This window comes from Xenorhabdus sp. PR6a, assembly GCF_028599065.1.
Classification (GTDB): Bacteria; Pseudomonadota; Gammaproteobacteria; order Enterobacterales; family Enterobacteriaceae; genus Xenorhabdus; species Xenorhabdus doucetiae.
Genome location: NZ_JAQRFJ010000003.1, coordinates 1 through 12,695, shown reverse-complemented (window position 1 = coordinate 12,695; position 12,695 = coordinate 1). Strand labels below are relative to the sequence as shown.

The following is a 12,695-nucleotide window of genomic DNA, read 5'->3' as shown; positions in this document are numbered from 1 at the left end:
TTGATGAACCCTAATTTTAACACTCTCATTCGCTGGCAAGCATGTACGCCGGAACAACAAAAAATATTACTGACACGTCCGGCTATCGCCGCATCCGGCGATATTGCCGCAACGGTTAAACAGATTCTGGAAACCGTAAAAACAGGGGGTGATCAAGCATTACAGGAGTTCTGCCAACGCTTCGACAAAACGACCGTTGAAACCATCCAGCTCTCTGCCGATAAAGTCAACGCAGCGGTCGCCCGCCTAAGTCCAGAAATCAAACAGGCCATGCAACTGGCCATGAACAATATCCGCCGATTCCACGAGGCGCAAAAACCCGCAGAGGTTGATATTGAAACAGTGCCAGGCGTTCGTTGCCAACAGATTACGCGCCCAATCGATTCCGTTGGGCTTTATATCCCCAGCGGCTCTGCTCCCCTGCCTTCCACAGTATTAATGCTGGGTACACCCGCCAATATTGCAGGTTGCCGTAAAGTCATCCTGTGTTCTCCTCCCCCGATTGCTGATGAAATACTCTATGCCGCCCAACTCTGTGGGATCAGCGAGATATTTCAAATCGGCGGGGCTCAAGCCATTGCCGCAATGGCATTCGGGACAGAATCCGTTCCCAAAGTAGACAAAATTTTTGGCCCCGGCAATGCGTGGGTGACCGAAGCCAAACGTCAGGTAAGCCAACAGATCAACGGCGCCGCGATCGATATGCCCGCAGGCCCATCCGAAGTGCTGGTGATCGCTGACAGTGGAGCCAATCCCGCATTTACGGCAGCAGACTTACTTTCACAAGCAGAGCACGGCCCTGATTCCCAAGTAATATTGGTCACTCCTGATGAAAATCTGGCCGGAAAAGTGATCCGTGAAATTGAAACCCAGCTCGCCGTTTTGCCACGCCAGCCCATCGCAATTCAAGCCCTGCAAGCCAGCCGGATTATTGTCACCGAAGATCTCGCCCAGTGTGTGGCAATCAGCAATCAATATGGCCCGGAGCATTTGATCATTCAAACTCGTCAGCCTGAACAACTGGTCGAGCAGATTACCAGCGCCGGTTCCATTTTTCTCGGTGACTGGTCGCCTGAATCCGCCGGTGATTACGCTTCCGGCACCAATCACGTTCTGCCTACCTATGGCTATACTTCAACCTATTCCAGCCTCGGTCTGGCTGATTTCCTGAAAAGAATGACCGTCCAGCGGCTCACTCCCCAAGGATTAAAAAACCTCGCACCCACTATCGAAACACTGGCACAGGCAGAACAACTTATCGCGCATAAAAATGCCGTCACGTTACGTATGACTGCTTTGAACAAGGAACAATCATGAGTACGGTTTTTGATATCAATTTATTGGCAAGAGAAAACGTTCGCAAATTAGTCCCTTATTTGTCTGCCCGCCGTCTGGGCGGTTGTGGTGATGTTTGGTTAAATGCGAATGAATACCCCATCGCACCCGATTTCCAACTCAGCGAAAACACGCTCAATCGCTATCCTGAATGCCAACCCGCCACCGTCATTCAACGTTATGCCGATTACGCGGGCCTGCAACCAGAGCAAGTCCTTGTCAGCCGTGGCGCTGATGAATCTATCGAATTACTGATCCGCGTTTTTTGCGAGCCGGGACGCGACGCTGTGCTGTTTTGCCCACCCACCTATGGGATGTACGGCGTGAGTGCCGAAACCTTTGGCGTAGAGCAGAAAAAAATCCCCGTCAGCGCCGACTGGCAACCCGATATCACCGCCATCAAAAATAATCTAGATCGCGTCAAGCTGATCTATATCTGTAGTCCCAACAACCCGACCGGTAACCTCATTGATCCGGCGGCATTACGCCAGATCCTTGAATTGGCCCGCAACCGCGCCATTGTTGCCATTGATGAAGCCTATATCGAATTTTGCCCACAACATGCCGCGACCCATGATACCACCCGTTGGCTGTCAGACTATCCTCACTTAGTGATTTTGCGAACCCTCTCGAAAGCTTTTGCTTTGGCTGGATTACGTTGTGGATTTACGCTGGCTTCTGCCGATATCATCACGCTGATGCTGAAAGTGATTGCGCCTTATCCACTGGCGACACCAGTTGCGGATATCGCAGCACAAGCGCTCACGGCAATGGGTATTCAAACCATGCGAAACCGGGTGGCAGAAAACGCCCGCAATCGGGCTTATCTCCAACAAGCACTCAGCCAATTGACGTGGGTTAAAAAGGTGTTTCCAAGTGAAACCAACTATATTTTGGTGAAATTTACCCATGCAGAGCTGGTATTTAAGACGCTATGGCAACAAGGGATTATCCTGCGTGATCAGCGTAAACAGCCGGGATTAGAGAATTGCCTGCGTATTACCATCGGCAGCCGGAGTGAATGTGAACAGTTGGTGCGTGCCATTAGCGCACTTACCGACCAACCGCAGCAAACCAAGGAAACTGAGAACCCATGAGCCAGAAAATGCTTTTTATTGACCGCGATGGCACATTGGTCACCGAGCCGCCCAGTGATTATCAAGTTGATCGCCTTGATAAATTGGCGTTTGAGGCAGGTGTTATCCCAGCCTTGCTCGCCCTGCAACAAGCCGGCTATAAATTCGTGATGATCACGAATCAGGACGGGTTAGGTACGCCCAGTTTTCCACAAGCGGATTTTGAGCCACCCCATGCCTTGATGATGCAAGTTTTCACCTCACAGGGTATTCATTTTGAAGAAGTGCTGATCTGCCCACACAAACCAGAAGATAACTGCCACTGCCGTAAGCCCAAACTGGGATTGGTACAAAAATATCTGGCAGAAAATATTATCGATACGGAAAACAGCTACGTCATCGGTGATCGGGAAACCGATCTGCAATTAGCCCAAAACATGGGGATCAAGGGCATTCGCTACCAACCCGAATCACGGGGATGGCTAGCCATTTGTGCCCAATTGATCCGCAAGAAGTTGACCCGTAACGATCGCCATGCTCACGTTGAACGAAAAACCAAAGAAACCACAATTGATATTGAAATCTGGCTGGATCGTGAAGGAGAAAGTCGCATCAATACGGGTGTCGGTTTCTTCGACCATATGCTGGATCAAATCGCGACTCACGGTGGCTTCCGCATGAATATACAAGTCAAGGGTGACCTCCATATTGACGATCATCACACCGTTGAAGATACCGGGCTCGCGCTGGGGGAAGCCTTAAAACAGGCCTTGGGGGATAAACGCGGGATTGCCCGGTTTGGCTTTATGCTGCCAATGGATGAATGCCTTGCCCGCTGTGCTCTGGATATTTCCGGTCGTCCACATCTCGAATATAAAGCTGAATTCAAACATCAGCGTGTTGGCGATTTAAGTACTGAGATGATCGAACACTTTTTCCGTTCGCTCTCTTACACCATGGGATGCACTTTACACCTGAAAACCAAAGGCAAAAACGATCACCATCGGGCAGAAAGCCTGTTTAAAGTCTTTGGCCGGATATTGCGCCAAGCCATTCGCGTTGAAGGCGATACCTTACCGAGTTCCAAAGGTGTTTTATAAAGGCATAAAGGAAGTCATGATGAACGTTGTTATTTTAGATACAGGCTGCGCCAACCTTGCTTCTGTGACTTATGCCATCCGTCGGTTAGGCTATGAACCCACCGTGAGTTTGGACGCGGAGGTTGTGCAAGCCGCCGATAAACTCTTTCTACCGGGCGTAGGTACGGCGACCGCCGCAATGAAACAGCTCGAACAACGGCAATTAATTCCCCTGATTCATTCTCTGACACAACCTGTATTGGGTATTTGCCTCGGTATGCAATTACTGGCGCGTGTCAGTGCGGAAGGGGATAACATCCCACTACTGAAATTCATTGACGCGCCTGTCGAAAAGATGGTGACCGCGGGTCTGCCATTGCCTCATATGGGCTGGAATCAAGTGAAAGCGCAGGCAGGCAATCCCCTGTTTCGCCATATTGCAGACAATTCCCGTTTCTATTTCGTCCATAGTTATGCGCTGCCGGTGGGTGAATACACGATTGCCCAAACAGAGTATGGCCATCCATTTAGCAGTGCTATCGCAAAGGGCAATTTCTTTGGTGTGCAATTCCACCCTGAGCGCTCAGGTGCCGCAGGTGCACAATTACTCAAAAACTTTCTGGAGATGTAAGCGCATGATTATCCCTGCATTAGATTTAATTGATGGCAATGTGGTGCGTTTGCATCAAGGCGATTATGCCCAGCAGCGGGATTATGGCCGTTCGCCACTTGCTCGCTTGCAGCAATATGAGCAGGCAGGCGCTAAGTTACTGCATTTAGTGGATTTGACCGGGGCAAAAGATCCGGCCAAACGCCAAATTGCCCTTCTGCAAGCGCTACTGGCAAGCGTGACTATTCCCGTTCAGATCGGCGGAGGAATTCGTTCAGAAGCAGATATAACAGCCTTGCTTGCAGCAGGTGCCAGCCGGGTTGTTATTGGTTCTGCGGCAATTACCCAGCCGGAATTAGTCAAACAAGGGTTTCAGCGTTACGGGGCAGAGGCCATTGTGCTGGCACTGGACGTCCGCATCAATGCAGATGGGGTGAAACACGTCGCGATAAGCGGTTGGCAGGAAAACAGCCGCGCTACCCTTGAAGATATCATCGAACAATACCTCCCCGTTGGACTAAAACATGTTTTATGTACCGATATTTCCCGTGATGGCACATTAAGCGGCACAAATATTGCCCTCTATCGGGAAATCAGCCAACGCTATCCGCAAATCCAATTTCAGGCCTCCGGCGGTATTGGCAGCCTTGCCGATATCTCTCCCCTGCCGGCATCCGGTGTAGCTGGTGTTATTGTCGGGCGGGCATTACTGGAAGGAAAATTTACCCTGACGGAGGCCATCCAATGTTGGCAAAACGCATAATCCCCTGTCTGGATGTCCGTGATGGGCAAGTGGTCAAAGGCGTACAATTCCGTCACCACGAAATTATTGGTGATATCGTTCCTCTCGCGCAGCGCTATGCCCAAGAAGGTGCGGATGAGTTAGTGTTCTATGATATTACTGCCTCTTCCGACGGCCGCGTCGTCGATAAAAGTTGGGTGGCAAAAGTGGCAGAAGTTATCAATATCCCTTTCTGCGTGGCGGGTGGGATTAAAACGGCCGAAGAAGCCGGACAAATTTTAGCCTTCGGGGCAGATAAAATTTCCATCAACTCTCCGGCCTTGGCGGATCCCGATTTAATTAACCGTCTGGCGGATCACTACGGTGTCCAATGTGTCGTCGTCGGTGTTGATACGTGGTTTGATAAAAGCACCAACAGTTATCAGGTTTACCAATTTACCGGGGATGAAAAACGTACAACTGCAACTCATTGGCAAACACTGGAGTGGATCAAAGAAGTCCAGCAACGCGGCGCGGGTGAGATCGTCCTAAATATGATGAATCAGGATGGTGTGCGTAATGGTTATGATTTGACTCAACTGAAACTAGTGCGTGATATCTGTTCTGTACCACTGATTGCGTCTGGCGGAGCCGGGGCACCAGAACATTTCTTGGACGCTTTTCAGGTTGCCAATGTTGATGGTGCCTTGGCAGCCTCTGTATTCCACAAACAGATCATTAATATCAGTGAGCTCAAACAATATCTGGCTACACAGGGTGTCGAGGTGAGAAAATGTTAACAGCACAAAAATTAACCCCTCAAGAAATTGAGCAACTGGATTGGGAAAAAGTGGCTAACCTGATGCCTGTTATCGTCCAACATGCGACCTCCGGCAGCGTGTTAATGCTGGGTTACATGGATCAGGAAGCACTGAATATCACGCTCAATTCCGGCAAAGTGACCTTTTTCTCCCGCACTCAACAGCGGTTATGGACAAAAGGCGAAAGCTCAGGCCACTTTCTGAATCTGGTCGGCCTCTATCCCGACTGTGATAACGATACGTTGCTGGCCTTAGTGGAGCCGATTGGCCCGACCTGCCATAAAGGTACCGATAGCTGTTTTGCCCCTGCACAAACTGAGTGGGGGTTTCTCTATGAATTGGAACAATTACTGGCAAGCCGGAAAAATGCCTCGCCGGACAGTTCCTATACCGCCCGCTTATATGCCAGTGGAACAAAACGTATTGCCCAAAAAGTGGGCGAAGAAGGTGTAGAAACTGCGTTAGCTGCAACAGTCAATGACCGGAAAGAGTTGACCAACGAAGCTGCGGACTTGATCTATCACCTGCTGGTCTTATTGCAAGATCAAGACCTCGATTTAAGTCGTATCATTCAACAATTACGGGAACGGCACTCAACGTGAAACTTAAAGATACATTTATTACCCCATGACATAGAGCAAATAACAAGCAGCCCTCATCTTGCGGGCTGCAACGCTCTTTTAGCAACGACAACCACCTGATTCCCCCGTCGTCGTCGCTCCAGCCGGAACCATAAAATGATTTACGGCTGTTTTACAATTAAAAGTTCCATAATGTATATGCCCTTCACCAATCACACTAAACAAGCGATGATACCGGCTTTTGCGAATGATATCGGCCGTATTTCGGCACACCGGCACCGCTTTTCCTGTATCAAATATATGGTCTTTATCAAGAAGAAAACGAACAGGAGAACTAAGGAGATTCCCTTGATATATGGCGACTTGACCATAATCTTCACAGCTATCTTCCAGATCAATCTTAAATAATCGGAGCGTCATTGAATACAGCTTCGCGCCCGCCAATTTTTCTTCGATCGATTGGTTACCAATAGCCTTTAATCTGCTCTCAGCAATACGGATATCCCGAAAACCCGCCTCACGTGCTGCCTGTACGAAATCGCCATAATACAAGGCATCACCAATACATTCCCCAACCAACAATGGATCATTTTTCAACTCTTGTGACAACCTGCGATCAGAGAAAATATCGGCAAAGTAAATTTCTCCTCCAGGTTTGAGTAACTGATACATTCCCGCAAGTACATCAGACTTTGCCGTAGCTAAGTTAATGACACAATTGGAAACGATGACATCAACACTATTTGACGGTAGCTTGAGTCGATCTAAGGACTCAATATTGCCCTGAATAAACTGTACATTACTTTCGCTATAGCTATAGGCTTCTCGGTGATAATCGAGATAATTTTTGGCAAATTCAATTTGCTCAAACGTAGTATCCACGCCAATAACGCGCCCTTCCCGTCCGACCAGTTTAGATAAAATGAAACAATCTCGCCCGCTACCACAGCCTAAATCCAATACCGTTAAGCCAGACAGTAAAGGTGGAAAAGGAGTACCACAACCATAAAAGCGTTGCTGCACATCGGGATGGACTGTTTTTAGTATGGCTTTAATCTCAGCAGAAGGTGCCTCATCTACAGTACAAATATTGGTGAGTAAATCGTCCTTATTTGAAAGCGTTTTACCGTAGTAATGCTGTATCTCTTCAATTCGCTGAGCCGATTTTTGTGTTTTGATTTTCATCACTTTATTACTCCAACTCTAATAAAATCCACTGCCTTAGACCAAACATAACGCGGTATTGAGCAGCATTTAGAAAAACAGGAAAGCCGCGTAACCTGCGATTATTGCCATAACAAAAATAACAGTGACAAAGGCCACTAAGAGCTTAGTTGTAAACAGGGAACGCAATAAAATTAGTTCAGTCAGGCTGGCACCCGCACTGCCAATAATTAACGCCAGAATCGCCCCGGCGCTGACCCCTTTCGCCATCAAGGCCGCAGCAAGCGGTATCAAGGCTTCAGCGCGAATATAGAGTGGGACACCAATAACAGCAGCAAGCGGAATAGCCAAAGGATTATCTGAACCGGCATATCGCTCGAGCAGGTTCGTTGGTACATAGCCATAGATCACACTGCCGATCGCAATACCGATCAGTAAATAAGGCAGTACCCCCTTAAAATCTGACCACACTTCCTGCCACAGACCGTTATACCTGCTTGTTGGACGGTCAACGTTGGCGGATTGGCTATCGCAACAACTTGTCGGTTGTGAAGTTTTTTGATTAGTCGAACAACTGGTAGTTGTTGTTAATTCACAATTGTTTGACATAGCTGGATTAGAGTCACAACAACTCTCAACGGTTCCACAATTAGGCACTTTTTCGCGACGTATATAACGCTCAAATCCCAAAACTTGCAGTAACCATCCGGCACCCAGTGAGACTAAAAGAGCCGACAGGACATAAATTGCGGTCAACGTTGAGCCAAAAGTAACGACCAGCAAAACAACAATGATGGGGTTCAATAGAGGGGAAGAAAATAAAAATACCATCATTGGACCAAAACCGGCTCTGGCACGAATTAGTCCTTTCAACATGGGGATAGTCGAACAACTGCAAAAAGGCGTGATAGCTCCGAGGGCGGCCGCCAGAAAATAACCTCTTTTCCGGTTAGCACTCAGTAAGGCTTCTACTTTGGATAGAGGTATGTGTCGCTGGAGAATACCTACCAGTAAGCTAATGCCAATAAACAAAGCTGATAACTCTACGGCGAGGAAAATAAACATATTAAAGGTTTCTTGTAGTTGAGAAGACATATCAATCCTCCAATAATCTATAATTCTAGTAATATGGAAATATAGAGGGATATTAGATTGCCATTGCAATTCCTGTCAAGAGTATTTTAATATTTCTGGAAATATAGATATTTTTTGCTGAGAAAGACATATGAAACATGAAGAAGTCGCTGCAAGCCTGGCTGAGTTGGGGAATATTCATCGATTATCGATATTTCGGTTTTTAATTAAGGCAGGTCATCAAGGGGTTTCTGTCGGGGAAATTCAGAAAGCCTTAGGTATTCCGGCTTCCACGCTATCACATCATCTCAGCCGCATGGTGAGAGTTGGGTTAATTCGTCAAGATAAGCACAGCCGTACTATCGTGTGTATACCTGAATATCAGCACTTGGAAAATTTGATCAACTTCTTGCAAGAAGAGTGTTGTGTGGGGGTTTCGGTTGCTAATTGCAGCGGGCAATCTGCAACCGAATAACCTGTCACCAGACAATCATGCAGATGACATAAAACAGAATAGGGATAGCAGAAAATACTATTATCATTAAGTGTACAGAATAAGCTCACCGCTAATATAAAAAAGAGGAGCCTATCTGTACCCTTTTGAAAATATGCTATTACTATATCAAGAGTTACATTGCCTCTTCAAAGATAGCAACGATTTCTTCATGCGATGCCTGAATCGGATTGGTGAATCCACAGGCATCTTTCAACGCATTGGTCGCTAATATTGGTAAATCTTCCTCTTTGACCTTCAATTCAGACAACCCAGCCGGAATATTGACATCTTTTGCCAATTTACTGATTGCCTGAATACAGGCTTCAGCCCCTTGCACATCATTTAAGGTTCCCACCTCAACGCCCATCGCCGCCGCGATCTCTTTCAGGCGCGCAGCAGCAACTTTTGCATTGAACCGCTGTACATGTGGCAGTAACACCGCATTGCAGACACCGTGTGGCAAATCATAGAATCCGCCTAACTGGTGTGCCATCGCATGGACATACCCCAACGATGCGTTATTGAATGCCATCCCGGCCAGGAACTGGGCGTAAGCCATATTCTCACGCGCTTCCATATCATTGCCATCTTCAACCGCACGGCGTAAATAATGGCTAATCATGGTTACGGCTTTCAGCGCACAGGCATCAGTAATCGGGTTTGCCGCCGTGGAAACATAAGCCTCGATAGCATGAGTCAGTGCATCCATCCCTGTTGCAGCAGTCAATCCTTTTGGCATCCCGGCCATCAAAGCAGAGTCATTGACTGACAAAATAGGCGTCACATTTTTATCCACAATGGCCATTTTGATATGACGTTCAATATCCGTAATAATACAGAAGCGTGTCATTTCAGAAGCCGTTCCCGCCGTAGTATTGATGGCAATCAAAGGAAGCTGTGGCTTGGCTGAACGGTCAACGCCTTCATAATCACGAATATCCCCGCCATTGGCAGCCACCAGCGCAATACCTTTTGCGCAATCATGCGGTGAACCACCACCCAAGGAGATCACACAGTCACAATGATGCTGGCGCAAAATAGTTAAACCTTCTTCAACATTCACCGTCGTTGGGTTTGGGTTTGTGCCATCATAAATGGCACTTTTTATCCCAACATCCGCCAGCAAAGCCTGAACTTGCCCAACAACACCAATCTCGTTTAACACGCGATCAGTGACAATCAAAGCCTGTCTGTAACCATAATCTTTCATTAACTCAACGGCTTCAGCCATGCACCCCATGCCGATTTTATTCACTGGCGGGATAAAGAAAGTTGATGCTGCCATTTGAAACTCCTTAGTTTTTACTGAAGTATTCCAAATCTCGATGTCATAAATTAAATGACAATGTGACACTTATCTAACCCAGTAAATTTGACCAAAATCAATAATTACCGATGTAAGCCGGAAAAAATAGGCGGAAGCCGGACATTTCGGGTAAACCCAAAAGCAGGTTCTGAATCGGCTCACTGTATTTCTGGTGCAATGCCAGAATTAGTGGCATTTCGAAAAATAACCGATTGAAGATAACTTAACTAAAATTTACATTTTGCTATAATTTAACCAGATGAAAATGGGCGATTATTCTATGAATAATATTTTTGTTCTGGTAATACTCGGTCTTGCTATCCTCAGCCTCACGGTATTCCTTTATTTCCATGATGCTGAGATAGCACACTGGTTGGAGAGGTTTGCCCAACGGTTGCTTAAATGGTAACCGCCGACTTGATATTTACTTCTATTTTACAAAGCTTTTATTTCAGTCGGGATAGAGGCAAGTTCCACACTTTGCCTCTTCCCACATACATAGACTTCTTTGTTTGCCAAACTGTAGTGTAAGCCTGCTAGAAACCGCTCATGCAAGCGGGAAACCACTGTGACCAACAATAACCTTTTCTCATGTCGCCCAGTCCAGCTAGGACGGAGAGTTATGTATAATCAACCAGTTTTTGAAAATCGCGCACAGGTTCTTAACGCGGCGGCATCCAATCGCTTATCCCAAACTGCTTCAAGCAGTTTTTCGAAGAAAAACAAAAGATAGTATAGATAAAAATATGGCAAGTATTACGGTAGAACCGGCCACTGCAGCAAAGCCCGACGCGAATGCTTCACTTGCTTGTTCTCGGAGATATGCACCTTCAGTTCCCCCCAATGAGGAGGCTTCTGCTATGGCGATCGAAAACGAACTCGAAGCATGTTCTACAGCATAACTATTAATATCGCCACCAATAAGATCGCCTGTCAAAATTCGCTGGTAAACAGCTGTTCCTAGCGTACCAAAAAAAGCTATGCCCAGTCCCACTCCGAGTTCAGTTGCTGTCTCTGCCGCCGCACCAGCTGAAGCACTTTTGCCTTCAGGGGCCGAGGAAATCACAATGTCAGTACCGAGTGCATCGAAAGGACCAGATCCCAAATACACTACGACAATGCCAGCTACCACCCACATTGGACCTAATTGAACTCCAAACGCTATCGTAACGAGACCTACTGACATCACGAGAAAACCCGTTCCAATAACTGCTCCACTACTTCTCATTTTTCTTGAAAGAGCGGGAGATATAAGTGCTCCGATAATTAGCCCAAGAGATGCCGGTGCGATTGACGCGCCCGCAGCAACAGGACTTAATCCATAAGTAAGCTGAAGGTATTGAGGCACAAAAAGTGTTAAGCCGCCGACAATGGCGGGCCCCAATAAGAGTATCGTCAAGGCAGTTGCTAGTCCAGAATTGGATAGAATCATGTTGAAATCCAAGAGAGGATTGCTAACTTTAAGTTGCCGCACAATGAACACTCCTCCGACGAGGAATCCCCAAGATAATACCAACACAGCGCTTAGCTTTGTTTCAGCGCTGACAAGTTCTTTAAGCCCATAAACAAGGGGAAGTATAGCCGCAAGAAAAAGTATGCTACTAATCCAATCGTATTGTTTTTGACCTTCAGGCTTGAAACCTTTCGGGAAAACTATCGGACCAGCCATTAGCAGAGGGAGCATGACAGGAACAGCCAAGAAAAAAATCGCCCCCCACCCAAAAAACTCTAGTAAAGCTCCACCAATTACCGGCCCAAGAGCGAATCCTGCCATGAATGCAGAAGTCCATATCGAAATCGCTTGTCTCCGCTGTTGCGGATTTTGGAATAGTTCACTTATCAATCCGAGGGTAGCGGGCATAAGTGCTGCCCCAGCAACCCCAAGTGCTGCCCTTATGATAATCAACGTAAAAGCCGTCGGTGCCATGGTGGCTATTGTCGAAAGTACTGCGAAAACAGCAGAACCGATTAACAAGACGCGGCGATTTCCCCAGCGATCACTCATTCCTCCCATCGGCATCAAGAATCCAGCAATCATAAGGGGGTAGATGTCTAGAATCCATAACTCTTCTACTGATGTGGTGTCAAGAGAGGCAGCGATGTGAGCTAGAGCCAAATATAGCGCACTCATATCAAGAGCGAGCACTGCAGTTGGTAAGCAAAGCAGGAAAAGTGCCAGCCAAGATCGTGACGCTTCTGAATTAATTCGCTGACCTGATTTTATTGACATTACAAGCTCTCCCATTCAATCTAGAATTGTATTTTTGTAAATTTCGATTAAATCTAGCTGCCTCTAATTAGCAAAGCATAATTGCCCGTGAAATTCTCTGAAGAACCCACTTATTCAGGGTATTTAGGAACATCTAAATCAATCCACTTTCCAGATTGATTACTGGAATTATATGCTGCATCTATAGTCGCTGATGTCACTA

General features: G+C 46.9%; 12 protein-coding genes. 8 read left to right on the top strand and 4 right to left on the bottom strand.

Translation table 11 applies throughout. The annotated features are described in order from the left end of the window. The first annotated feature begins 3 nt into the window (after positions 1–3). From hisD to hisIE, 7 genes are read left to right on the top strand one after another with little or no spacing between them, the layout of a single operon-like run. Positions 4–1,317, top strand: a complete 1,314-nt coding sequence (hisD, locus tag PSI15_RS01310; protein WP_273581968.1) for a histidinol dehydrogenase — start codon at positions 4–6, stop codon at positions 1,315–1,317. Beyond that, the gene (gene hisC / locus PSI15_RS01305) at positions 1,314–2,432 is read left to right on the top strand and encodes a histidinol-phosphate transaminase (RefSeq protein ID WP_273581967.1); all 1,119 of its coding nucleotides are present in this window, start codon (positions 1,314–1,316) and stop codon (positions 2,430–2,432) included. The genes hisD and hisC overlap by 4 nt, the downstream gene beginning before the upstream one ends. Continuing rightward, positions 2,429–3,511, top strand: coding sequence for a bifunctional histidinol-phosphatase/imidazoleglycerol-phosphate dehydratase HisB (hisB, locus tag PSI15_RS01300; RefSeq protein WP_273581966.1), 1,083 nt, complete (start codon positions 2,429–2,431; stop codon positions 3,509–3,511). The genes hisC and hisB overlap by 4 nt, the downstream gene beginning before the upstream one ends. Before the next feature lie 19 nt (positions 3,512–3,530). After that, the gene (hisH, locus tag PSI15_RS01295; protein WP_273582049.1) at positions 3,531–4,121 is read left to right on the top strand and encodes an imidazole glycerol phosphate synthase subunit HisH; all 591 of its coding nucleotides are present in this window, start codon (positions 3,531–3,533) and stop codon (positions 4,119–4,121) included. A 4-nt stretch (positions 4,122–4,125) separates the two neighbouring features. Next, a complete protein-coding gene (gene hisA, locus PSI15_RS01290) occupies positions 4,126–4,863 on the top strand; it encodes a 1-(5-phosphoribosyl)-5-[(5-phosphoribosylamino)methylideneamino]imidazole-4-carboxamide isomerase (protein WP_273581965.1) in 738 nt (245 codons plus the stop codon). Continuing rightward, positions 4,845–5,621 (top strand): imidazole glycerol phosphate synthase subunit HisF, encoded by a 777-nt coding sequence (gene hisF / locus PSI15_RS01285; protein ID WP_273581964.1) that lies wholly within the window; start codon positions 4,845–4,847, stop codon positions 5,619–5,621. Before hisA ends, hisF begins: the two co-directional genes overlap by 19 nt. Then, complete coding sequence (gene hisIE, locus PSI15_RS01280; protein ID WP_273581963.1) at positions 5,615–6,244, top strand: bifunctional phosphoribosyl-AMP cyclohydrolase/phosphoribosyl-ATP diphosphatase HisIE; 630 nt, start codon at positions 5,615–5,617, stop codon at positions 6,242–6,244. The genes hisF and hisIE overlap by 7 nt, the downstream gene beginning before the upstream one ends. Before the next feature lie 78 nt (positions 6,245–6,322). Here hisIE and PSI15_RS01275 read toward each other — a convergent pair whose 3' ends face one another. After that, complete coding sequence (locus PSI15_RS01275; protein ID WP_273581962.1) at positions 6,323–7,408, bottom strand: methyltransferase domain-containing protein; 1,086 nt, start codon at positions 7,406–7,408, stop codon at positions 6,323–6,325. Positions 7,409–7,477: 69 nt separating this feature from the next. Next, positions 7,478–8,482: a permease gene (locus tag PSI15_RS01270; RefSeq protein WP_273581961.1), complete on the bottom strand. Its 1,005-nt coding sequence runs from the start codon at positions 8,480–8,482 to the stop codon at positions 7,478–7,480. Positions 8,483–8,612: 130 nt separating this feature from the next. On the opposite strand from PSI15_RS01270, the gene PSI15_RS01265 reads away from it, so the two are divergent. Further along, entirely contained in the window at positions 8,613–8,936 is a 324-nt protein-coding gene (locus PSI15_RS01265) for an ArsR/SmtB family transcription factor (protein ID WP_273581960.1), read from the top strand. Positions 8,937–9,090: 154 nt separating this feature from the next. Here the strand turns inward: PSI15_RS01265 and yiaY are convergent, their stop codons facing one another. Continuing rightward, positions 9,091–10,242 (bottom strand): L-threonine dehydrogenase, encoded by a 1,152-nt coding sequence (gene yiaY / locus PSI15_RS01260; RefSeq protein ID WP_273581959.1) that lies wholly within the window; start codon positions 10,240–10,242, stop codon positions 9,091–9,093. Positions 10,243–10,963: 721 nt separating this feature from the next. Then, a complete protein-coding gene (locus tag PSI15_RS01255) occupies positions 10,964–12,493 on the bottom strand; it encodes an MFS transporter (RefSeq protein WP_273581958.1) in 1,530 nt (509 codons plus the stop codon). Positions 12,494–12,695: the final 202 nt, after the last annotated feature.

Coding starts and splice junctions, on each gene's coding strand:
- hisD (WP_273581968.1), top strand. CDS start 4: ATGAACCCTAATTTTAACACTCTCATTCGCTGGCAAGCATGTACGCCG.
- hisC (WP_273581967.1), top strand. CDS start 1,314: ATGAGTACGGTTTTTGATATCAATTTATTGGCAAGAGAAAACGTTCGC.
- hisB (WP_273581966.1), top strand. CDS start 2,429: ATGAGCCAGAAAATGCTTTTTATTGACCGCGATGGCACATTGGTCACC.
- hisH (WP_273582049.1), top strand. CDS start 3,531: ATGAACGTTGTTATTTTAGATACAGGCTGCGCCAACCTTGCTTCTGTG.
- hisA (WP_273581965.1), top strand. CDS start 4,126: ATGATTATCCCTGCATTAGATTTAATTGATGGCAATGTGGTGCGTTTG.
- hisF (WP_273581964.1), top strand. CDS start 4,845: ATGTTGGCAAAACGCATAATCCCCTGTCTGGATGTCCGTGATGGGCAA.
- hisIE (WP_273581963.1), top strand. CDS start 5,615: ATGTTAACAGCACAAAAATTAACCCCTCAAGAAATTGAGCAACTGGAT.
- PSI15_RS01275 (WP_273581962.1), bottom strand. CDS start 7,408: ATGAAAATCAAAACACAAAAATCGGCTCAGCGAATTGAAGAGATACAG.
- PSI15_RS01270 (WP_273581961.1), bottom strand. CDS start 8,482: ATGTCTTCTCAACTACAAGAAACCTTTAATATGTTTATTTTCCTCGCC.
- PSI15_RS01265 (WP_273581960.1), top strand. CDS start 8,613: ATGAAACATGAAGAAGTCGCTGCAAGCCTGGCTGAGTTGGGGAATATT.
- yiaY (WP_273581959.1), bottom strand. CDS start 10,242: ATGGCAGCATCAACTTTCTTTATCCCGCCAGTGAATAAAATCGGCATG.
- PSI15_RS01255 (WP_273581958.1), bottom strand. CDS start 12,493: ATGTCAATAAAATCAGGTCAGCGAATTAATTCAGAAGCGTCACGATCT.